The 22,208-nt window shown below is 36.6% G+C and carries 26 protein-coding genes and 1 pseudogene; 4 read left to right on the top strand and 23 right to left on the bottom strand.

All coding sequences use genetic code 11. The annotated features are described in order from the left end of the window. Positions 1-33 precede the first annotated feature (33 nt). From HMPREF0631_RS10295 to HMPREF0631_RS06235, 17 genes and pseudogenes are all read right to left on the bottom strand, one after another. Positions 34-270, bottom strand: a pseudogene (locus HMPREF0631_RS10295) (phage minor capsid protein); the annotation flags it as partial. 92 nt (positions 271-362) lie between these two features. Beyond that, positions 363-677, bottom strand: coding sequence for a YjcQ family protein (locus tag HMPREF0631_RS06305; RefSeq protein WP_004167155.1), 315 nt, complete (start codon positions 675-677; stop codon positions 363-365). 11 nt (positions 678-688) lie between these two features. Next, complete coding sequence (locus tag HMPREF0631_RS06300) at positions 689-883, bottom strand: hypothetical protein (RefSeq protein WP_004167252.1); 195 nt, start codon at positions 881-883, stop codon at positions 689-691. 21 nt (positions 884-904) lie between these two features. Next, on the bottom strand, positions 905-1,600 hold the full coding sequence (locus HMPREF0631_RS10215) for a phage minor capsid protein (RefSeq protein ID WP_004167213.1): 696 nt from the start codon (positions 1,598-1,600) through the stop codon (positions 905-907). Positions 1,601-1,645: 45 nt separating this feature from the next. After that, positions 1,646-1,960 (bottom strand): YjcQ family protein, encoded by a 315-nt coding sequence (locus HMPREF0631_RS06290; RefSeq protein ID WP_004167218.1) that lies wholly within the window; start codon positions 1,958-1,960, stop codon positions 1,646-1,648. Continuing rightward, positions 1,960-2,175 carry a CPCC family cysteine-rich protein gene (locus tag HMPREF0631_RS06285; protein WP_004167253.1) on the bottom strand — a complete coding sequence of 72 codons (216 nt, stop codon included), beginning with the start codon at positions 2,173-2,175 and terminating at the stop codon, positions 1,960-1,962. The genes HMPREF0631_RS06290 and HMPREF0631_RS06285 overlap by 1 nt, the downstream gene beginning before the upstream one ends. 307 nt (positions 2,176-2,482) lie before the next feature. Next, positions 2,483-2,626 (bottom strand): hypothetical protein, encoded by a 144-nt coding sequence (locus HMPREF0631_RS09915; protein ID WP_004167191.1) that lies wholly within the window; start codon positions 2,624-2,626, stop codon positions 2,483-2,485. Positions 2,627-2,744: 118 nt separating this feature from the next. Then, positions 2,745-3,104: a hypothetical protein gene (locus tag HMPREF0631_RS06280; protein WP_004167156.1), complete on the bottom strand. Its 360-nt coding sequence runs from the start codon at positions 3,102-3,104 to the stop codon at positions 2,745-2,747. Positions 3,105-3,300: 196 nt separating this feature from the next. Then, positions 3,301-3,501 carry a hypothetical protein gene (locus tag HMPREF0631_RS06275; RefSeq protein WP_004167186.1) on the bottom strand — a complete coding sequence of 67 codons (201 nt, stop codon included), beginning with the start codon at positions 3,499-3,501 and terminating at the stop codon, positions 3,301-3,303. A gap of 59 nt (positions 3,502-3,560) precedes the next feature. Continuing rightward, complete coding sequence (locus HMPREF0631_RS06270) at positions 3,561-3,740, bottom strand: ParB N-terminal domain-containing protein (RefSeq protein WP_002846345.1); 180 nt, start codon at positions 3,738-3,740, stop codon at positions 3,561-3,563. Between the two features lie 161 nt (positions 3,741-3,901). Further along, positions 3,902-4,117, bottom strand: coding sequence for a hypothetical protein (locus HMPREF0631_RS10210; RefSeq protein ID WP_004167223.1), 216 nt, complete (start codon positions 4,115-4,117; stop codon positions 3,902-3,904). Further along, positions 4,108-4,320, bottom strand: a complete 213-nt coding sequence (locus HMPREF0631_RS10205; protein WP_080547799.1) for a type II toxin-antitoxin system HicB family antitoxin — start codon at positions 4,318-4,320, stop codon at positions 4,108-4,110. Before HMPREF0631_RS10205 ends, HMPREF0631_RS10210 begins: the two co-directional genes overlap by 10 nt. Before the next feature lie 203 nt (positions 4,321-4,523). Beyond that, the gene (locus tag HMPREF0631_RS06260; protein ID WP_002845929.1) at positions 4,524-5,522 is read right to left on the bottom strand and encodes an ATP-binding cassette domain-containing protein; all 999 of its coding nucleotides are present in this window, start codon (positions 5,520-5,522) and stop codon (positions 4,524-4,526) included. Between the two features lie 11 nt (positions 5,523-5,533). Further along, positions 5,534-6,229, bottom strand: coding sequence for a GTP-binding protein (locus HMPREF0631_RS06255; RefSeq protein WP_004167209.1), 696 nt, complete (start codon positions 6,227-6,229; stop codon positions 5,534-5,536). Between the two features lie 59 nt (positions 6,230-6,288). Then, the gene (locus HMPREF0631_RS06250) at positions 6,289-7,530 is read right to left on the bottom strand and encodes an ABC transporter substrate-binding protein (RefSeq protein WP_004167176.1); all 1,242 of its coding nucleotides are present in this window, start codon (positions 7,528-7,530) and stop codon (positions 6,289-6,291) included. A gap of 290 nt (positions 7,531-7,820) precedes the next feature. Continuing rightward, complete coding sequence (locus tag HMPREF0631_RS06240) at positions 7,821-8,222, bottom strand: thioesterase family protein (protein WP_002845924.1); 402 nt, start codon at positions 8,220-8,222, stop codon at positions 7,821-7,823. 102 nt (positions 8,223-8,324) lie between these two features. Beyond that, a complete protein-coding gene (locus tag HMPREF0631_RS06235) occupies positions 8,325-9,989 on the bottom strand; it encodes a hypothetical protein (protein WP_004167181.1) in 1,665 nt (554 codons plus the stop codon). 236 nt (positions 9,990-10,225) lie between these two features. On the opposite strand from HMPREF0631_RS06235, the gene dcd reads away from it, so the two are divergent. Beyond that, positions 10,226-10,756: a dCTP deaminase gene (gene dcd / locus HMPREF0631_RS06230; protein WP_004167238.1), complete on the top strand. Its 531-nt coding sequence runs from the start codon at positions 10,226-10,228 to the stop codon at positions 10,754-10,756. Positions 10,757-10,923: 167 nt separating this feature from the next. Further along, complete coding sequence (tpx, locus tag HMPREF0631_RS06225; protein WP_002845917.1) at positions 10,924-11,430, top strand: thiol peroxidase; 507 nt, start codon at positions 10,924-10,926, stop codon at positions 11,428-11,430. Positions 11,431-11,591: 161 nt separating this feature from the next. Here the strand turns inward: tpx and HMPREF0631_RS06220 are convergent, their stop codons facing one another. From HMPREF0631_RS06220 to HMPREF0631_RS10290, 4 genes are all read right to left on the bottom strand, one after another. Then, positions 11,592-12,725, bottom strand: a complete 1,134-nt coding sequence (locus tag HMPREF0631_RS06220) for a cell wall-binding repeat-containing protein (RefSeq protein WP_004167148.1) — start codon at positions 12,723-12,725, stop codon at positions 11,592-11,594. A gap of 130 nt (positions 12,726-12,855) precedes the next feature. Continuing rightward, positions 12,856-14,484 (bottom strand): hypothetical protein, encoded by a 1,629-nt coding sequence (locus tag HMPREF0631_RS06215; protein WP_004167177.1) that lies wholly within the window; start codon positions 14,482-14,484, stop codon positions 12,856-12,858. Further along, positions 14,477-15,205: an ABC transporter ATP-binding protein gene (locus tag HMPREF0631_RS06210; RefSeq protein ID WP_004167165.1), complete on the bottom strand. Its 729-nt coding sequence runs from the start codon at positions 15,203-15,205 to the stop codon at positions 14,477-14,479. The genes HMPREF0631_RS06215 and HMPREF0631_RS06210 overlap by 8 nt, the downstream gene beginning before the upstream one ends. Positions 15,206-15,347: 142 nt before the next feature. Further along, positions 15,348-16,532, bottom strand: a complete 1,185-nt coding sequence (locus HMPREF0631_RS10290) for a 5-formyltetrahydrofolate cyclo-ligase (RefSeq protein WP_004167185.1) — start codon at positions 16,530-16,532, stop codon at positions 15,348-15,350. Positions 16,533-16,719: 187 nt separating this feature from the next. Between HMPREF0631_RS10290 and HMPREF0631_RS06200 the strand changes: the two genes are divergently transcribed. Together HMPREF0631_RS06200 and HMPREF0631_RS06195 are read left to right on the top strand one after the other, a co-directional pair. After that, positions 16,720-17,628, top strand: a complete 909-nt coding sequence (locus HMPREF0631_RS06200; protein ID WP_004167162.1) for a manganese-dependent inorganic pyrophosphatase — start codon at positions 16,720-16,722, stop codon at positions 17,626-17,628. A 26-nt stretch (positions 17,629-17,654) separates the two neighbouring features. Next, positions 17,655-18,179, top strand: a complete 525-nt coding sequence (locus tag HMPREF0631_RS06195; protein WP_002845911.1) for a peptidylprolyl isomerase — start codon at positions 17,655-17,657, stop codon at positions 18,177-18,179. 173 nt (positions 18,180-18,352) lie between these two features. Here HMPREF0631_RS06195 and HMPREF0631_RS06190 read toward each other — a convergent pair whose 3' ends face one another. Continuing rightward, the gene (locus tag HMPREF0631_RS06190; protein WP_002845910.1) at positions 18,353-19,705 is read right to left on the bottom strand and encodes a M18 family aminopeptidase; all 1,353 of its coding nucleotides are present in this window, start codon (positions 19,703-19,705) and stop codon (positions 18,353-18,355) included. A gap of 57 nt (positions 19,706-19,762) precedes the next feature. After that, positions 19,763-22,123 carry an ATP-dependent helicase gene (locus HMPREF0631_RS06185; RefSeq protein ID WP_004167175.1) on the bottom strand — a complete coding sequence of 787 codons (2,361 nt, stop codon included), beginning with the start codon at positions 22,121-22,123 and terminating at the stop codon, positions 19,763-19,765. Positions 22,124-22,208: the final 85 nt, after the last annotated feature.

The following is a 22,208-nucleotide window of genomic DNA, read 5'->3' as shown; positions in this document are numbered from 1 at the left end:
CCCCTTTCTCTTAATTTTTCAATAAAAAAAGAATTAAGAAGTACATATTTCACTAAAATAGTAATTAAGTGTTCTCCTTAATTCTATTACTCCTGCAACAACTCTTTTCTGTCTCCTGATTGCCCTCTCTAATCTTCTTTGCCGCTGAGTTTCCTTATAAGCCTCATCAACCTTACTAGGGTCTAACGTTGGTGGTTTAGTACTAATACCAGGATAAAAAGTATTTAGATTATTTTGGCAGTTGACGTGAAGTAACCCCTCTGCAACTGCTTGACTTAGTAACTGATATGGACCATCTTCTTTTTCCTTCCCCCCATCTCTTTCTTTGTACTAAAAAAGCACCCTAACTACTGTTAAGATGCCTATATCAATTCTTTTATTCCTTTGGCAGCATTATGTACTTTTTTCGTCATGCTGTTTTCATTAAGATACTCTAAGCCCTTTAATGTTATTTCAGGTCTAGCCAATTTCACCCTTGGGTAATCTTGGTCTAGTGAATACCATACGTCAATACCCTGTATGTATTCTTGTTCTTTCAACATTGACATTATCCTTGACCACCTAGGTTTAGATATATCAAATTCCTTATACCCTATTAACTCCGGGTCGAACTCTTCTAAATCCATAGACTTTTCAAGTAACTTCAAAATCCTATATATGTATTTAAAATTATCCATTGTTACACCTACTAGTCTAGTACTGTAATACTTTCAATGTCAGACTGTTCCGCAATGTAATGCTTACCTATAAATATAGCTGCTTCCTCTTCATCATTGGCTGGATGCATATAATACGAACAATAATCTTCGCTTGATTCACCATTTGTGTAAACGACTCTAATTTGATGGCCTTCAGCTCTTCTCATTTCCTCTAGACTTACCATTGTTTTGCTCCTTTCTAGGCACTACGTGTGTACCCCTGAATAGTGTATTGAAAAATATCTTGTCGGTGTCATTCCCCCAGTAACTGGGTCAACATCATAACCAACTACTTTATTAGACATAATAAATTCTTTTTTACCCCAGTTTTTATTTATATTTTTTATTTTATAATCTCCTGTACCGTGATAGGCGTCGACAAGCTCCTGTGGGTCAACCCCTTCGGCTAAATAACTCTTACCGTCATAATTATTATGACCTACTATGTGTTTGCCTCGCTTACCCTCATGGATCTTTTTAATACACTCATTAGATTTTATATATTTCCTTGTTTCTTCAATTTTACCATCTATAGCCTTTTGTATCAAGTCATCTTTGGTCTTTTTAACATCAACATCCCTGACTTTAGTCTTACCTATATCACCTTTTGGCAACCTGCTCTCTAGTTCTTCAAGTTTTCTTTTATCGTTGTTGAAGTTAGTCAAGTCCGTTGTTCCTGCAACAACTCTTTTCTGTCTCCTGATTGCCCTCTCTAATCTTCTTTGCCGCTGAGTTTCCTTATAAGCCTCGTCAACCTTGCTAGGGTCTAACGTTGGTGGTTTAGTACTAATACCAGGATAAAAAGTATTCAGATTATGTTGACAGTTGACGTGAAGTAACCCCTCTGCAACTGCTTCACTTAGTAGCTGATATGGACCATCTTCTTTTTCCTTTCCCCCCATCTCTTTCTTTGTACTAAAAAAGCACCCTAACTACTGTTAAGATGCCTATATCAATTCTTTTATTCCTTTGGCAGCATTATATACTTTTTTCATCATGCTGTTTTCATTAAGATACTCTAAGCCATTTAATGTTATTTCAGGTCTAACCAATTTCACCCTTGGGTAGTCTTGGTCTAGTGAATACCATACGTCAATACCCTGTATGTATTCTTGTTCTTTTAACATTGACACTATCCTTGACCACCTAAGTTTAGATATATCAAGTTCCTTATACCCTATTAACTCCATGTCGAACTCTTCTAAATCCATAGACTTTTCAAGTATCTTCAAAATCCTATATATGTATTTAAAATTATCCATTACTCCACCTGTTCACCCCTTGCATATGCTTCTCTCGCCTTCGTGAGTGTCATTTTATTGGGTCCTTTTACACCATTATCTATATCAATACCTTGATTTTGATATCCGCAATTATCACAAATATCAAAGAAATCAACCCAATTGCCACAAACAGGGCATTTCATTGGATAATCGCATTCTTCTTTTCTGGTAATATTATTGTTATAGTTTACCAAACCTCTCCACCTGCTCTCTCATATAATCGTTCACTCCATTCTCATACTTAAAAAATGTTGATATTTTCATATCCTGCCTACCTAAAGCAAAATCGTTAGTGCTTATTCTACCCTTAAATACAAATCCTGATTTAGTAACAAAGCCTAACACATCATCACTTAATGGTTCGGCTAATAGTTCTCGGGCTTTTTGTACATATTCTTCAGGGCTAATACTACCATATTCGTGCCCATGCTTCTTAATATGTATTTTCAGCTTCTTATCCTAGAAAATTCTGCATCTAACCACTTCTTATTATCTATTCTACTACGATACTCTTCTTCTATCAAGGTGGGTTTCTGTGTCGACATTTAACCCTTGCAACTGTGCAAGATTCTTTATCTGGTTAGCCTGCTTAATCTTACCCTTTTCGAGCGGTATTACCATGATATCAGCCATCAAGTCTTTCAAGATCTCCCTTCGTTTCTGCTAGCTTTTGAGATACAGAATATTTTATATACTCACTTCTTACGTCACGTTTACCACCCTTATAAGTGTTATATCCTCTATCCGCTCTACTGACACGAGCCTAGTTTGCATAAAATTTTTCACCATTTTTCATTCTCTTTAGGCGGTCTTTAATATCTTCCTTTCTCCACTTTTCAGCGTTCTTCTTTTCAATTTTTGCGACATGTTTTTTATATTTATCAAGTTTTTTAGAGTCAACTAATGTTGCCTTAACCGCATTTTTAGCATCTCTTAGGGCTTGTTCTCTCGTCATTGGCGATATCCATTCACCAGATCCCTCTTCCCTAGCATAAAATAGCCCTTTGTTTTCAAAGAATTTATACTCAGTTATTTTTGCCCTACTACCATCTTCATGCACAGCGAAAAAATGATTACTTTTTTCTGAGTTGAAGCTTCCTAAACTTGCACCTCTGCCACCCATATTATCACCTCTTTCATTCGCGCAAAAAAAGACACCTATCCCTAAGTGTCTTTTAATCAAAATGAAATAAGTGTCTGGATTTTAACCAGCGCCTTGGCCTGCAACCATGTACTCACATTATACTATCACTTATCTCACCAGGCGCCCGGATTCGAACCGGAGCCTTGGCCATCACCATGTACTCCATCCTATACTACTACCTGTTTTTGTTAATATAATTATACCAGATTTTATTAACCTTTTCTACCATCTTTACTTCTTTTAAACTTAACTTAGAGGCCCCTTTTTTGCCATCATTTTCGTTATGGTTGTATCCATTCTTTAGTATGGTTCTGTATTCGGAGCCGTACTTTTTGCCTTTTACGCTAACCCCTAGGCTTGCACCGCGACCGCCCATTATTTGCTCGTCGTTTAAGTCATCCGCATAAATACATGGCACTTCACTTAATTTAAGCTCTACGGCCGCCCTATGACGTGTATGCCACATACAATTACATTATCCTTATCAATAATAATCGGCTGCTTAAATCCGAATTCTTTTATTGAATTTTTAACAAATTTCACGGCTTCATCGTTTCTTCGTGGATTTTTCTCGTATGGAATTATGCTATCAATTTTTATATTAATCACTTCCATTTTATTAACTCCTGATTTACTCAATGCTACTCAACTTTTATATAAAAAATTGAAGATACGCCTGGGTACCAAACCAAATGCCTCTTCGGAGATTATATGAACTGCTTTATACTCCTTAAATTTATGCATCAAAAAAGGACCCTGGTTAGGAGTCCTTCAAACTAATCTATATCAAATTCTTGTCTTAGTGCATCCTGTAACACTTGTGAGAAATTAACACCTCTAGCCTTACCCATCTCATTTAGGTAACTAGGTATAGTTAGAGTCTTTTTCACTGTTTTAGTATCAACTTTTTTAACATAATCAGCTATATCTATGCCAACTAATGTCTTAAAACTTTTTTCTTTGATGCTATATTCATCATCTTCTATAACCACGTCCTCGATTGGGGTAGCCTTTGGGAATTTCTTTTTTTCAAAAAATCATCATACAGCACACAACCAAGCCAATCTTGTGCCATATACATTGCGTCATTTTCATTATCTCCTTGAGTTGCTCCGTTCTCAAAGTCCGGAAAAACAATCACATACCCTTCGTAATCTATAGCCTTGTAAAAAATAGCCGGATAGGTAACAAACATCCTTAGCACCTCCTTACAATTATTATTATACGTTTAAATACGTATTCTATCAATATGTTTCATCAAAAAAGATAGCCTTTTGCCTAAGTATTTTTACCACATCTCTACTCAGTGCTAAGCTATCTTTCTTGTTGAATTATAAATTAAGAAGGTTTAAAATATATCTACCAAAAAATATAGCCTGGTATACTTGTATATACGAATTATTGTAATCTTTCACCGAAACGAAGGGCTCTTCTCATTTCTTGGATTTTTTGATCCATCTCTTCTAGCTCTTTTAGCTTGCCCTTTTCAGTTTGACTAGTCTCTATTATATCTGCTATTCCACCATTGCTGATTATAATACGCCTATCTGCTAGTAGGGCAAGTGTCGGATCATGAGTCGCCATTAGGACTATCTTGTCTGAAGATACCAATAGGTCTAGGGCCTTTTTCCTGTCTATACCTGCATTTTCAATCTCATCTATTAACACTATTGGAGATGAAGATAGTATAGCTGTATCCGCTATCATAAGTGCCCTAGACTGACCACCTGAAAGGGCTGTAATCTGCGTATCCACCCTAAACTGTTCTCCCGCTAGCTTGTTTGCCTCTATAAGTATCTTGTCAACCACGGATTCTATATCGTCTACCATCCTAGACCTTGCATGAAGTTCCAAGAATTCCTTAACAGATAGGTCCATTACAAAGTTCATATTCTGTGACAACTGGGCAACCAACCTATTATTAGAAGAAAATCTCCACTTTTTATCTGGATATTCACCGTTAATCAGAATCGTCCTCTTTGTAGGCGTATCATCCTGGGCTGTCCATTCTATATCCGCCAATAGCCTAGACTTACCAGATCCTGTAGGTCCAACAATTGCTATCATCTCAGACTTTTTAATGTCTAACCTGTCAAAGCCCTCCCTCTCACCTGACTTATTCTGACCCGGCAAAATAGTCAATACGTCTACACCATTTGAGTCTTCTATGCCCAAGAATTCCTTCATCTGCTTGATATATTCAACTAGGTCTATAGCCAGCTTGTTAAGGTCAAGGGCAAGATCCTCTACCTCCTCAAAACTAAAGTGTTCAAGATATTGGTTAAATGTCATATCCTCAAATCCAGCAACATCTAGCTTGTTTTCCTCAAAGTAGGATTCAACAAAAGGATATTCTTCTAGCAAACTGCTAATTTTTTTATTTTCTAATTCGTTCATCTTTATTCCTCCTACTTGTCTTCTAAATCCATTTTTCTAACATTACCCATCTGGAATTCCTCACCGATCCTAGTCTCTCCTAGGCAATATGAGCATAGGGCTGAAGGCATCGGAAACCTAAGCTTCATACCCTTTACTGTGTCAATATTCTTATCTTCATCCATCAATAGGGTAGATAATTCATAAGTACCCTGACCTGTAAGACCATTTACGTGCATAGTAATGGATGTTGGGTTTACTGAGTTCACCTTTGATGCGAATACTTCCCTTTCAGCCTGTGACACTATATCTCCCTTTGTTATTATGACTATATCCGCTGCCTTTAGCATAGGACCAATCTTTTTAGGAGTATTGATTCCGGAAAGGTTGTCTATAACGCATACACCCTTGATTTCTTTTATATATGGTGAACACCTGTTACATAAGCCTGCTGATTCTGTTATCAATAGGTCTAGGTCATTATCGACTCCCCATTTTACCACTTCTTCTATATTAGATACGAAGAAGTGGTCAGGGCAAAGAGCTCCTGATAGACCCTTTCTTACAGGTATCCCAATCTTCTCATACAGGATATCATCATCTGTATACAGGCAGTCAAACTTGACCACACCAACCTTAATATTACGTGATTGTAGGGCTTCTATTGTCTTTATAATTACACTGGTCTTTCCTGAAGATGGAGGACCAGAAAATACTACTAGATTCATAACTAACTCCTTTTTTAATATCTACTTTACTATCTACTTTAATATCTACTTTTTAATATCTACTTTAATATCTCGTCATTAAACTTCTTTTCAAGGTCAACCAATAGGCTACCTATATCTGTAGAATGGATAAAATCCCAACCTACCCACTTGAATTTCTGGTCTTTTCCTAAACCGTTATCTACATCCTTATTTGTAGAAGGGAACTTACCATTTGCTGAGAATACCCTGCCGACCTCTGGAGACATAAAAAAGTCTACAACCGGCTGGACTCTCTCCTTGCTCTTCTTCTTTGACATCATAAATATAGGACTGATCACTGCCCCATCTTCTGGCCACACAGCAATTTGCTTGTCTCCCTGTATCATCTGTGTAAAGAAGTAAGGTATTATGCTAACTGCTGGCTGACTTGCCTTTGATTTAGACTTGGCCTTTACCATTTCAGCTGGATGTAGGTTCTTCATATATGACCTAGCAAGATTAGATATTCCCTCCATTCCGTAATCCTTATAAATACTAACTACCAAGGCATTGAATAGGTCAAGGTCTCCCATTGGAACTGCAACAGAATCTTCAAATTCTGGACTCAGTATATCTGCCCAAGTCCTAGGAATAGACCTACCATTTAATTGATCCTTGTTTACCAAAAATACGGCTGGCACTACGCCTGTAATCAGGTATTTCTTCTTAGGGTCTCTTAAATCTATATACTCATTGGCAAAGTCCTTGTTAAATTCATCTGTAGCAGCCTCAAATACATCATCGTCCATAAACTGTCCCATCAAGGTCTTATCAAAGAATAGGTCAAACCCCGCTGACATCAACACATCTGGTATCTGGTCGACATCTCCAGTCTTTACCTGGTCCTTGATCCAATCAAGACCAAGATTTGCAGACTGAAGTTCATAGCCTATTGTATAGTCAAAACTATCCTTGTTTTCCTTTAACCAAGATTGGAAACCTTCAAGCAAAGGAATCCTTATTGGACAAGGTAGTACTCCCTCTATATTTATGTCCGCCCTCTTTTTCACAAGATTTATAGACCTCGCAGAATCAACTAGTGTAGTGTCAATACTAGACAGGTCACTATCCAAAAATGCTAGCAACCTCTCTTCAAACAGGTCAACATTCATCTTCTTTAGTTTTAGGGCCATTGATAGGCTTACCTTCTTGCCCATCATTTCAAGAGCCTTTGGATCCTTAAATTGGTCAAAACCATTATTTACCAAGAACTCAAGAGCCTTTGGATTTTTTTCAACTATATCATATACTTTATCATTAACCGAAAAATACTTATTCATCTTATCCTCCTAATTTTATCTATCTAACTTATATTTTTTATATCCATGTACTTTATATACACTCGCTTAATCACAGCTGTATAAACACAAAAATATGTCCTTGCTTAATAACAACCATATAAGCATCAACTTTCCTTAATACTATAATACTATAAAAGAGAATATTATTCAGTGACATTTGCAACAAAAAACTCCAAAAGAGAATATTATTCAATGACATTTGCAAAAAACTCCATAAATAGTTTGGCATTTAGCAAGCTACCTATGGAGTATCCTAATCAATCTTCCTATTATTTATTTTTAGCCTTGTCTATCTTGGCATTGACACCTGCTAAGAATTTTTCGTTATCTATTATAAATCTCTGGTGCTGTCCCTCTCCTATGACATCTAGTTCATCTGAGCAAACAACATTGAACACTAGCCTAGACCTGTCTATCTCTACTAATTCAGCCTCACAAGTAACCTTCATGCCCATTGGGGTAGCTGCCTTGTGGTTAGTAGATATAGATATACCTACAGTCCCCTGGCTATCGTCAAGCTCTTTCTGAGCTAGCTCCTTACAAGTACACTCCATTAGGGCTATCATGTATGGAGTACCAAAGACTTCAAGACCACCACTACCAGCTGCTGCTGCCGTCTTTGACTTATCAACCACCAATTCCACACTATGCTTCATACCTACTTCTAACATATTTAAATCCTCCTCGTTTTCACTATTTTTACCTATTTATTATTTTATATCTATATATGAAATTTCACAATATCCAGTATCACATTTTCAATTTTACAATTACTATATACCCTGGCTTACAATCCTGTAACCCAACGTGTCACTTATCTTTCTTAGAGAAAATATAGTTTCATTCTCTCCATTTGTAAGAACTGTTTCATCCTTGAATTTATAGTCTATTACAACACGAACGTCAATATCATTAGGTTTAGTCTTAAAGTCTGGTGCAAAGTCATCCTGGCCTGTAACATCTTCAGCACTGACCAGACTTGAGCTAATTATGTTGTTTTTGAACTCTGATACTAAAGGTGATGGGCTATCACTTACCTTACCACTATATATATCGAGTTCTGGTATATCAAACACATTTAAGTCAAAGTCTTTTACAGTCATCATATCTACATACTTCTTGATAAATTGATGGGAATCCAACTTGGCTATCTCTCTCCTATCTGCATCATCCTCAAAAGTCTTATCCAACCACTGCTCGTATGTACCACCTGTCACCTGGGCTATACCCTTGTGGTCTAGGTTGTATAGGTTTTTTTCTGAACAAAGGTAGGCTCCTATATTCTTATCCTTATACCTTAGTACTATAACTTTGCCTACATTGTCATATATATCTTCCCCACTAGGCCTTAAATTGTCATTGCCTGCTTCACTAATTTTAGAATCCTTGTCTATATTATCTGAATTTATGCTGCTTGACTTAGACTTATCTTTAGTGTATTCAAGTACCTGTATCGGCTTTATATGGTATATATCAATGCTTATCTCTTTGCCTAGATACTTTTCTATACCATCCTTAAAACCATTGGACCTTATGATCGTATCTACCCCTGCCCAATAAAGTTTGAACCTATCTCCGTAAGTAGGCTCTTTTAATTTTTCAGGCATCTGAAGTGTCTTTGTACTCATAAAATAATCAAAATCAATCTTGTGGTCTTTGAGTATCTTGTATGTATCCTTACCTATCTGGTCTGATAGATTCTTTGACAATAGTAATCCCTCGAAATAATTCATACCAGTATCACTAACCTTTTTGATGTCAGATGTTCCAGACTTGTTTATCAATAGTTTCAGGGCATCCAACCTAAAATCTATATCCAAGCTTTTTCCATCCTTACCCACCAAGGTAATAGTAGGTCTATACTCGTCAAAAACTCCCTTTTTGGCATCTGGATAGTAAGCATAACCCCTAAAGCGATCATATTCAAATTTACTTTCCTTTAACTTTCCATCTTTTACAGCTTTTAGGTCCTTGTTTATACTATCTAATTTTTCTTTAGGTTCAAGTATATATCCCTTTGAATCAGATTTGTCCAAACCTAGTAGAGCATCTTGACCTGCAGTCTTGGCACCTGCTATATACTCCATCAACCTAGCAATTATATAAGGAGAGTCTATATCGAGCTTTTTTTGGGCAAATAGGTACTGGCTCACACCCTTGTCCTCTGTAAAACTCTCTGTCGCAAGCTGCCAGTCTATACTGATCTTTTCAACCTTTGAAATTCCAACTTGCTTGCTGTATTTTTCTATAGAATCGTTTACCTCTTTTGTATTGAGGTCTTGAAAATCTACACCATCTTTTACTAATCGACTATTCTTAGATGAACTACTTGTCCCACCGCTTGATGTTTTAACATCATTTGAGCACCCTACCATCAAGGACGATGATACAAGACTTGCTAACAAAATACTATAGATTAGGGTCTTTTTTAACTTCATATATCTACCTCCATATATAATATATAATCATTCGTAAAATACTTACTATTTTTTAAAATTATCTTTTTTTTAATTATAATCTCATATTACCACAAATCATAAACAAACGACAACAACAATTATATATCAACAAGAGAAAAATAATCTCACTAATTATCAAAATTATGTTAAAATACATATATAAGTTGAAATACATATGTATGATAAAACTCTTAATATATAAGGAAGGTGATCTCATGATTTTATCGGGCAAAGAAATACACAAGAATGTCCTTGCTGGCAATATAATAATAGAACCATTTGACAAGTCTAAGATAAATCCAAATTCGTATAACCTAACCCTTGGCAACGAGCTCTTGGTATACGAACATAAGGAACTGGATATGAAAATTCCGAATCCAACAAAGAGGGTAGAAATTCCAGAAGAAGGTCTATTGCTTGAACCTAACAAGCTATATCTAGGAAGGACAAATGAATTTACAAAGACAGAAAAGTTTGTCCCTATGCTTGAAGGAAGGTCATCAACAGGAAGACTTGGTCTATTTATACACGTAACAGCTGGTTTTGGAGATATAGGGTTTGCAGGCTACTGGACGCTTGAGATATTCTGTGTTCAGCCAATTAGGATCTACCCTAACACTCAAATCTGCCAGATTTACTACCACGATATACATGGTGAGTACGACCTATATTCGAGCGGTAAATATCAAAACAATACAGGTATACAGCCTTCACTTATGTACAAGGATTTTGAAAAAAATAAATAAAAATATAAACTTACTCCTGAGCCTACAAGCTTGGGAGTTTTATATTTACATAAGTTTATATCAAATTTCATCATTTTTATGAATACTTTGTTTCAACTAGGGTATATCTATATTAGAAAATAATTGACGAATAAATAAATCGATATAAATTAGGAGGAATTAATAAAATGGAAAAGAGATCAGTAACAACTTTTGCTGGAAACCCAGTAACACTTTTAGGTAAGGAAGTAAAGGTAGGAGATAAGGCTCCTGAATTTACAGCTATAAAGGGAGACCTTAGCCCATTCACTCTTAAAGATGTTGAAGGAAAGATTAAGCTAATAAGCGTAGTACCTTCAATTGATACAGGTGTTTGTGAACTTCAGACAATCAGATTCAATAAGGAAGCTTCAGAACTAAAGGATGCAGTTATCATAACTATATCTATGGACCTTCCATTCGCTCAGGCAAGATTCTGTGGAGCTAAGGGAATCGAAAATGCAATAGTAGTATCAGACCACAAGGATGCATCATTCGGTATAAACTATGGATTCCTTATGGAAGAATTCAGACTACACAACAGAGGTATCGTTGTAATAGACAAGGACGATGTTGTAAGATATGTTGAATACGTAAAAGAAAATACAAATCATCCAGACTATGACAAGGCTATAGCTGCTGTCAAGTCATTATAAACCAGTAAGCCAACTTAATTTTTACTATAACAAAAAGACCACCCTAACTCAGTGGTCTTTTTTATTGCTATTTTGAGGATAATAAGCCGATTTTAAAATAAACTTTTTGATTTTAATATTAAATAGTTTCGTATAAATATGGCTCAGCTAGTCTCCTATATTTATCTTTCAATATCACCTAGCTTTTTTTCTACTTCAGCTGATACAGCCCCTTGACCACCTACTATTATAACATTTTTAATATTATTCGCTTCCTTCAGGTAGGCTGCTGTATATTTATTCAACCTATCCTTGTTGGTAAGTAGGATGGCTGCATTTTTTTTGCAGGCTAATGGTGTTGCTGATAGGGCATCTGGGAATGAATCTGCACTAACCAATATTACTGTATCTATATCCCTATTAAGTACATCCTTATAAGCCTTGGCTATTTCTATAGCTGTTTTGTACCTGTTAGATCCCGAAAATCTCCTTGATGCTAGCTTTGTAGCTGGTGTATCAGCTACAGAACTCACCCCACCGAATATAGTATCTATGTTTAGGTAGTTAAGAGCTTTTATATAAGGAACTAACGGCTTGATATATTTTTTCTGGTCTCTATTCATCTGGTACATATATGGTGCTGCAGCTAGGGCATCTGTATAAGATTTGCCACTATAAACTGCTGCCGTATTACCATAGCCTATTATCTTCTTTGAATAGTTTATCTCATTGTATACTGCAAAGGCTGTGTCAACCCTATCAACTCCTGCCAACCTCTTAGTTTTGATTGCAAGAGTATCTCTTATACTAGCTTCCATAGTGTCTACAATAGAATTTTTACCACCTACAAGATATATGTTCTGTATTATGTAATTTTTCATGGCCTTATTTACAGAATCTGGCAACTTATTGGACTTCGTAAGCAACAATGGTATCTCCAATTCCGCTGCCATAGTACCTGCAGTCAGAGCATCTGGGAATGAATCCCCACTAGCTACAACAGCATGATAAAATAAGCCCGATGACATCTTTTGCAGTTCATCAGATACCTTTACTGATGTCTCATACCTATCTTTTCCAGATATTCTACTCACATTCAGTTTATTAATTACCTTGTCCGTAACAACTTTACCATCTTGACCTACTTCTTGCTTGTCGTCTATTGAACCCTGTTTGTCCTCTGATGTCTGACTTGAAACTATATCAGTAGTTGGCTTAGCAGGATTATTATTAGTCTCCCCATATACTGGCTGTCCAACCAAAATTAGGGAAAGACACATAGCTACACTAACAACCGCTTTCTTTTTTAACTTCATACGATACCATCTCCTAAACTCCTATAATCTTATATCAATTATAACACTTGGGTAAACTTTTTTCTATATTCCTCAATTATTTGCTTATTAACATTAATATCCAAGTATAGTTTATATATTCAATTATAGTTTATATATTCAATCTTTTTCTAAGTCCCCTGTACTTCATAAAGAAAAATCCATACAATAGCCCTAGTATTATAGACCATACAGTAAATAAAATCCCATAGCTTATATACTTATAGAAGGTATGGGTCAACATCACAAGTCCAAAGAATACAATAAATACCAAAAAGATAAGAAGGAATCTACTAACAGAATCTAACCTTGTGTTGAGTTCTGTTATATTCTGCCACTTGTCTGACCTATACTCTATATCATATAACATCCATGACCCGTATATAGGTAGGACAACCAGTATGAGACTTATGATACATATAGGTATGATAGATAGTCTTATACCTACATACCACTCAATTAGCCCTAATATTACACATATCAATGGTAACTGCATGATAATACCAGCCAAGAACTTTGACGAGAAATACTTCTTTCTTGATAGGGGTAGTATTTTTAGATAATCGTAGTCTTCTCTATCTATAGAAACGACTATCGAAAATATATTTGACGGTATACAACTAGCTACTAGGCCTATGCCAACAGATATCATTAGCCCTAATACCAGGTTGGCCCTTAGGTCGCTAGGATCAAAGTTTAAATCTCTTAATACACTGATAAATGATGATGATACCAGTATCAGCGGCAAAAATACAGAGAACAAGTTTTGCATTATTATCGATGAATCGCTCAACTTGGATACATTATACTTTACAAGCACTGGCAATATTGAAGCAGACCTATTATTTACATGCTTTTTACCCTTAGTATCCTTTGTAGTCCTCTCCTTATTAGTTCCCTTGTCTCCTACTATAATATTATAATTTTTTATACTCTTTAGGAGCTTCCTCATAAGGGGTTTGTAGATAATGATTAAAAGTAAGGCCACAGCAACCAGCGCAAGAATGTGCCATAGATTTGACATCATCAATCTAGATATAGGCCCGTACACACTGGCTCTTGAGCTCATCATTTTCATTAATGAATCCCTGAACATATATTGCATAGACAGTACAAAACCAACATTAATTATTATATTGACCATATTTACAAGGTTCATGAACAAATTGCGCCATTTTTTTCTTATATTAAAACCGCCTATAAGGGTACTAATGCCAGCACCTAGGAACATAGTCACCATAAATATAAGTATAAAATCCAAAACCCCCAAAATAGACATAAGTCCCCTGCCATTTCTGATAGCACTAGCTATAGAAACTACAAGTATTGGTGCTACTACTGAACAACTTGCAAGAGCAACACTTATGATCTTAGCTATTACTATATATGACTCTTTAACAGGCAAGGTCTTATATATATCGTAGTCTTGGCTCTCAAATAGTACATTGTAAAAGTATACTATGGATTGCAGTAGGCCCGTAGCCATAAATATCAAAACAATGATATCATACATAATAGGCAGGCTCTTAAAATCTATAAAGCCTAGAATTAGACCATATACCAACAGCATGACAATTATGCCTGTAATATGTGACCTTATTATTTTTTGTAAGACATACTTATCCTGGTCTAACTTACACTTGTCATCCTTATTTAGCCTGTCAAATTGAATAGGATTTACCATTAGAGAGTTAATCTTTATCATCCACTTAAGATTTGGATCCATTTTAAACCTATTCATAGTTACCACTCCTCACTATATCTAGGTATATCTTTTCCAAACTTTCTCCAGGATGCATTTTTCTAAGCTCTTCAAGGCTTCCTACAAATATCAATTGACCGTCTTTTAGTATCCCTATCCTGTGGCATAATTGCTCAGCAACCTCTAAAACATGAGTAGAAAAAACTACCGTATTCCCTTTTTTAGCATGGTCAATCATCATCTGTTTTAGGTTGTATGATGACTGAGGGTCTAGTCCAGTCATAGGCTCATCAAGTATCCATATTTGAGGATTAGATAAGAGAGCCGCTATTATAAATACCTTCTGCCTCATACCATGTGACATTTCTTCAATAGTCAAATGATGGTTGTCACTAAGGGAAAACTTTTCAAGCATATAGTCAAGTCTCGTCTTTCTCTCCTCACTGCTGACACCATAAATATCAGCAATAAAGTTCCATAGGGTCTTGGCCTGTAACTTCAGAAATTTATCAGGAGAATCAGACACATAGCCTATTATCCTTTTGAGTTCAAGACTATCCTTCTTCCTATCTAGGTTATTTATAGTGATCGTACCTACAAAATCGTCGATAATTCCTACCATACTGTTTAGGGTAGTAGACTTACCAGCACCATTATGGCCTATAAGACCAAATATCTCTCCGTCCCTAATTTCCAAGTTAATATTATCTACTGCTAGCTTCCTTGCGTATTTAACACTAAAATCTCTGATATCTATCATTTTATTCCCCCTATAAAAATTACAATATCTATTCACTTATAATGTTTTGCTTTAAAATTTTTAATCTATTCATTTTTAATCCATTCACTTACAATATTTCAAGTCTAATACTTCCAATCCATTAACTTATAAAATTCTTAATTTATTCACTTATAATATTTTCAATCTTAATATCCCTATGGCCTACTGGAACCTTGTCTGCTATTTGTTTTTTCCTAATGGCAAGTGCCTTGTAGCCCTTGTAGTCCTTGAGATACCTATCATAGTAACCCCTTCCAAATCCCAACCTGTTGCCGTCCATATCAACTGTACAGCATGGAACCAATACATAGTCTATATCAGATTTTTCTACTAGCTTGTACATGTTTGGGTCAGGCTCTGGTATACCGTAATTGTTTTTAGTCAGGTCATCAAGGGACTCAATTTCATAAGCAAGCATTTGACTATCATCCACACAATATGGTAGACAGACCCTCTTCTTATCATCTAGGATTTTTTTTATTAGCTTGCTTGTATTAATTTCATTCCCAACTCCCAAATATGTGAATATCATATTGGAATCCTGATACTCTTTTGATACTAGTATCTTCTCAATAATCCTGTCATCAGCCTGGTCCATATAGTTCCTATCTAGGCTATCTCCTAGTTCTTTCATCTTTTCTCTTAAAAGCCTCTTCTCCTTGGATAGGTTTCTCTCTTCCATCTCCCTCTTAGAAAATACACACCCGCAGTAGTCCTGCCTATAAAATCCATATTCCCTAGTAATCTCGCAAGACCTCTTGTAACCACCCTTCTTTTTAAAGTCTGAAGGCAGGTTTTTTACTCCAATCTGGTCTGATAAGTCCTTGGCTATATGGTTTAGTACTTGTGAGTTTTTGTGAGGACTGATAGATAGGGTTGTTGTAAAGTAGTCATAGCCTTCTTTCTTGGCAAATATAGCGGCCTCTTTCAACCTCATCTCATAACACTTGTGGCACCTTTGTCCACCCTCTCTCATATCCTCCATGCCCCTAGCCATCTCATAGAACCTCTCTACGTCATAGGCTCCAGTTACCATTTTTATAGGATTCTTAGCCTTGGTGATATCTATGATCTTCTGCTGTTCATCTACCCTGTACCAATATTCCTCTGATGGATATATATTGGGGTTGTAGTAAAATATTGTAATCAAAAAATACTGTGAAAGATACTCTAAAACATAACTGCTGCAAGGTCCACAACATGAATGTAGAAGTAGACTAGGAGTATCTCCATTTTTCTCAATTTCCTTGATTATTTTTTCTAGCTCTAGCTGGTAATTTATTTTTACACTTGTATTATCTTTCATATATTTCTCCCACCTAACTTATTAGATATATTTTATCATATATCTAGGCAAATATCACCATAAACGAAAGTCTTTACACCATCTATAAATAGAATAAGTCTATTAATTCAGTCTATTTTTTGGTATAATTAGCTTGTATGGCAATGTCTATTTGTAAATTATATATAAATTGAAAGGGGAATAAGTAATGAGTTTATTAGTATTCGGTCACAAGAACCCTGATACAGATTCAATCTGTTCATCTCTTGTAATGACAAACTTAAAGAAGGAACTAGGTATAGATGCAAAGGCATGTTGTCTAGGAGAATTGAGAAAGGAAGCCCTATTTGTATTAGATAGATTCGGTGTTGAAGCTCCGGAGTTAATTTCATCTGTTGGAAGTGATGACAAATGTTGTCTAGTAGACCACAATGAATTTGGACAGAGCGTAGATGGGCTTGAAGATGCTACAATAGTTGAAATTGTAGACCACCACAAGTTAGGAGGAATGACTACATCTGCTCCTCTAGACATGACACTTAAGACAGTAGGATGTACAAACACAATCCTATTCGGTATGTACAAGCAGAACAATGTAGAAATAACAAAGGCTATGGCTGGTCTAATGCTATCTGCCATCCTATCTGATACCCTAATCTTCAGATCACCTACAACTACTCAGGCTGATATCGACGCTGGTAAGGCCCTTGCTGAAATAGCTGGTGTTGACTGTGAAGAATACGGTATGGAAATGTTCAAGGCTGGTACATCTCTAGACGGATATACAGTTGAAGAAATAGTAAATATGGACTTTAAACCTTTTGAAATGGGCTCTAAGAAGATCGGTATAGGCCAGGTAATGACTCTAGACATAGATTCAGTAATGGAAAAAAAGGACGACTTCTTAAACTACATCAACTCAACAGACTATGATATGCTACTACTTGCAGTAACTGATATCATCAAGGAAGGTTCATACCTAATCTACAAGTCTCCAGACGAAGTAATCAGTAATGCCTTCAATGTAGAAGCAAGTCAGGGTGTATTTGTTGAGGGTCTAGTATCTAGAAAGAAGCAGCTAGTGCCAAACCTAACACCAGAAGTAGAAAAGTGCTAGTCTAGCACCAAATTAGGAGGAAAATAATGGAACAGAACTATCCAATAGTAACAATAGAAATGGAAAACGGCGGCATAATAAAGGCTGAACTTTATCCAAATATAGCACCAAACACTGTAAACAACTTTATATCTCTTATCAATAAGGGATACTATGATGGAATTATATTCCATAGGGTTATCAGTGGATTTATGATCCAGGGTGGGTGCCCAGATGGGACTGGTATGGGTGGTCCAGGCTATGCAATCGCTGGTGAATTTACAGGCAATGGATTTGCAAATGCCCTAAGACACGAAAGAGGTGTCCTATCAATGGCCAGAACAATGAACCCTAACTCAGCTGGTTCACAGTTCTTCGTAATGCACAAAAACTCTCCACACCTAGATGGACAATATGCTAGTTTTGGTAGGGTAATCGAAGGAATGGATGTTGTAGATGCTATAGCAGATACAAAGACTGGTTTTGGTGACAAGCCAAAGGAAGAACAGAGAATGAAAAAGGTAACTGTTGATACTTTTGGTGTTGAATATCCTGAACCTGTTAAGTATTAATTAGTTTGAATTTTTTAGGGGAGCGTGGTTATATTCTTTGTCGTGCCTGACTCAAAGAATATAACCACGCTCCTCTTTTTGTATAAGCTAATGGGTGTTTTTTACTTCATTCCATAAAATCCATTCTTGCATATAAATCTGCAAGTACAGGATTTTTTCTTGATGATGAAACACTAAATACTATAAAAATAATAAATAGCCCTATAGTAGTCCATATAGTCCTCTGTATTTGCAAGCTCTCTTATTGAATGCATGGCCAATATAGGAATACCAACATCGACAATCGGCATGGACATATGGCTCGACATAATAGACCCTATTGTGGACCCACTTCTCTTGTCTGACCTGTTCATAAAGTACTGGTTCTTTATGTTTTGGCTATCACATATAGTCCTAAATACGGATACTGAGTGTGCATCTGATGCATAGGCCTTTCCTGCATGGATCTTTATAGCAACTCCACCGCCGAACACCGGTCCATTTGTAGGATCTGCTTGTTCTGGCTTGTTGGGATGAACTGCATGGGCAAGGTCTGCAGATACCATAAATGAGTTTTCTAGAGCCATAAGAAATTCTTCTTTTGTCTTACCCATAGCTATAGATATCCTCTCCAGTATATTTACTAGGCTAGAAGAATCTGCTCCCTCTTTTGACATGGACCCAACTTCTTCATTGTTGAATACACAGGCCATAGTAATGCCATCATAGCCTCCATCTTCTTGGTCTATCAATGCCATAATACTTGCATGGGCACTAGCTAGATTGTCCAACCTACCACAAGATATATAGTCCTTGTTTTTGCCGACTAGACTCCCTTTTTCGTACTCATATAGGTAGAGGTCATAGTCTAGTATATCTTCTTTTGCTATATAATCTAGGCCACAAGTGTTTTCCAAGTGGTCCTTTATTAAGTTGAGTAAATAATCCTTATCGAAGTCTTTTTTAAGTTCTCCTCCTCCAGCAAAGTCATCTAGAACCATTGGTATAAGGTCAACCTGCTTGTTGTAGGCATAACCTTCATTGATAGTCCTGTTCATATGGATTGCTAGGTTTGGGATTATTACTAGAGGCTGATCAAAATTTATTATATGCTCACTTGGTCTGAATATATCTTCATTATTTTTGACAAATACCCTACCAGCAATTGAAAGGGGCCTATCAAACCAAGTAGATACAATCATGCCACCATAGGGTTCTGTATTTAACTTTAGGACATTACCCTGCTTCATTTCAGGGTTTGCCTTGATTCTAAAACAAGGTGAGTCTGAATGACTACCGACTATCCTAAATCCCTTATCTTCTATGTCCTTTGATTTAATATTAAATGCTACTATTGATGACGAACCAATTTTAATATAGTACTTGCCCTTGTCTCCTATATCCAGTCTTTTTTTCAGGTCCAATTCTTTAAAATCATTGTCCTTGAGAATTCTTTCCATATCTGCTACTGCACTATACATGCTTGGACTAGCATTAATAAAGTCTACTAGGTCCTGGGCTAGGCCTATGCTGTTCTCTTTTATCATATGTCCTCCTTACAAATACAAGTGAGGATCCTGCCCCCACTTGCATATCAACATTTTTTAATATTTTATAACTTCAACATTTGTATATTCTAGGTTTAGCTTTTTGATACCCTTCTTATTAAATGCTACTACAACCTCTGCTCCTGCCTTAGATATAACAGCACCTTCTCCAAATCTAGGATGGTTGATAACCGACCCCTTTTTGACCTTTGGTATTGACTCTGAATCATAAGAATCATATCCTGACCCTTCGCCCTTCTTTATCTCAGGCTCGTCCTTAGTTATATCCCTCACCCTGTCTAGAGGTTCTTGAATCTTACTAGACTTTATTCTAGCCCCAATCTGCTTGGCCCTATCTATGTTCATAGTCTTTTTGTACTTGTCTGCATAATTCTGCAGTAGGCTATAGTCTGCACCTGCATATGATGGTGATGCCTTTGGTGGGTCTAGCTCTTTGACCGTTTCTTCTGGCAACTCCTTTAAAAACCTCGACTTTAGGTTTACATTGGTCTTACCATATAGGGTCCTACTTGCCGCTTGGGTCATATATAATTCTCTCATAGCCCTTGTGATACCTACATAACACAATCTACGTTCTTCTTCTATGCTCGACTCTTCCATAGTGGATATGGCCCTCGCTATAGGGAATATCTTCTCTTCCATACCTATCATAAAAACAACCGGGAACTCCAGCCCCTTAGAAGAGTGTAGAGTCATAAGTGACACCTTCTCTACAAACTCCTCCTCTTCACCTTCTGTATCCGATGCAAGTGATATATTGGCAAGGAAGTTCTGTAGGTTTTTAGCCTCCTCCATAAATACATCTGATTGTTCATATTCTATGGCAATAGATATAAACTCCATCAAGTTGTCTATCCTGTCCTGGGCTTCTTGGGCCTTGCCGTTTTCCATTTTTTCATTCTTTTTGACTATTTCTTCTAGCTCAAGTGTGTAGCCAGTCATCTCAAGAATCTTCTCTACCATCTTGCTAGGACTATATGACTCAGCAAGAGACCTAAATATACCTATGAGGTCTACGAACTCATTGATACCTTTTTTGGCCTTGGTAGAAATATCTGAGTTATTGTCTACATCAAGCAGCACTGAATACAGGCTCTCCTTCATCATACTGGCCCTGTCTTCTAGTTTTTCTATAGTCTTAAGTCCGATCCCTCTTCTAGGTATATTTATAATCCTCTTTACAGATATATCATCCTGAGGGTTTACTATTACCCTTATGTAGGCTAGTAGGTCCTTGATTTCTTTTCTCTCGTAGAACTTGGTTCCTCCATAGATATTGTATGGTATCTGGAACCTATTAAGGGCATCTTCTATAGCTCTTGCCTGGGCATTGGCCCTGTATAAGACTGCATAGTCACTATAAGGCCTGTTTGTTCTTGAGGCATTTTCATATATCTCGTTTACCACATAGTTAGCCTCTTCGACCTCATTTCTTAGGCATTTAACCTTGACTAACTCACCATCTTTTTTATCTGACCACAATCTTTTTTTCTTTCTTTCAATATTGTTGGCTATGAGGTGGTTGGCTGTGTCCAAGATTACCTGGGTAGACCTATAGTTCTGCTCTAGCTTGACTACAAATACCTTGTTATAATCTTTTTCAAACTCTAGAATATTCCTGATATCGGCCCCTCTCCAACCATATATAGACTGGTCATCATCACCAACTACACATATATTCTGGTGTCCCATAGCGAGCAACTTGACTAGCTCGTACTGGGCCTTTGATGTATCCTGGTACTCATCGACCATTATATATCTGAATCTTGCCCTGTAGAAGTTTAGCACATCTTCATTGGATTTTAGTAACTCCACAGTCTTAAATATCAAGTCATCAAAGTCTAAGGCTCCATTTCTCATCAGTCTCTCCTGGTATAGGGCAAAGACTTGGGCCACAGTATCCAACCAAAAGTCCCCACTCACATACCTTGCATACTCTTTTGGATCCATAAGCTTGTCCTTGGCAGATGATATTTCAGCTATCAAGGCTCTAGGTTCAAACTTCTTGTCGTTTAAGTCAAGTGCCTTTATGCACTCCTTTATCAGGGTCAACTGGTCTGTTGAGTCATATATTACAAATGACCTGTTGTAGCCTATCTTATTTATATCTTTTCTCAATATCCTTACGCAGCATGAGTGGAAGGTAGATATCCACATATCCCTAGATTCTTCCCCAATTATGGACTCGACTCTCTCCCTCATCTCATTGGCAGCCTTGTTGGTAAATGTTATGGCAAGTATATTGCTAGGATTTATATTTTTATCTTCAACTAGGTAAGATATCCTTGTTGTCAGTACCTTGGTCTTACCTGATCCTGCACCTGCAAGTATAAGCACTGGACCCTCTGTCCTCTCGACAGCCTGCCTCTGAGCAGGATTCAATCCATCTAAATTCATCTATCTTATCGCCTCTCTTTCAAATTAGTAGTGGCATTAATCACTAATATATTACTTCGAATTTATCTTTATAATAGCCTTTCTA

Origin of the sequence: Peptostreptococcus anaerobius 653-L (assembly GCF_000178095.1) — a bacterium.
GTDB classification, from domain to species: Bacteria; Bacillota; Clostridia; order Peptostreptococcales; family Peptostreptococcaceae; genus Peptostreptococcus; species Peptostreptococcus anaerobius.
The sequence above is the reverse complement of the archived record's forward strand: the minus strand, read 5'-3'. Positions and strand labels throughout refer to the sequence as shown.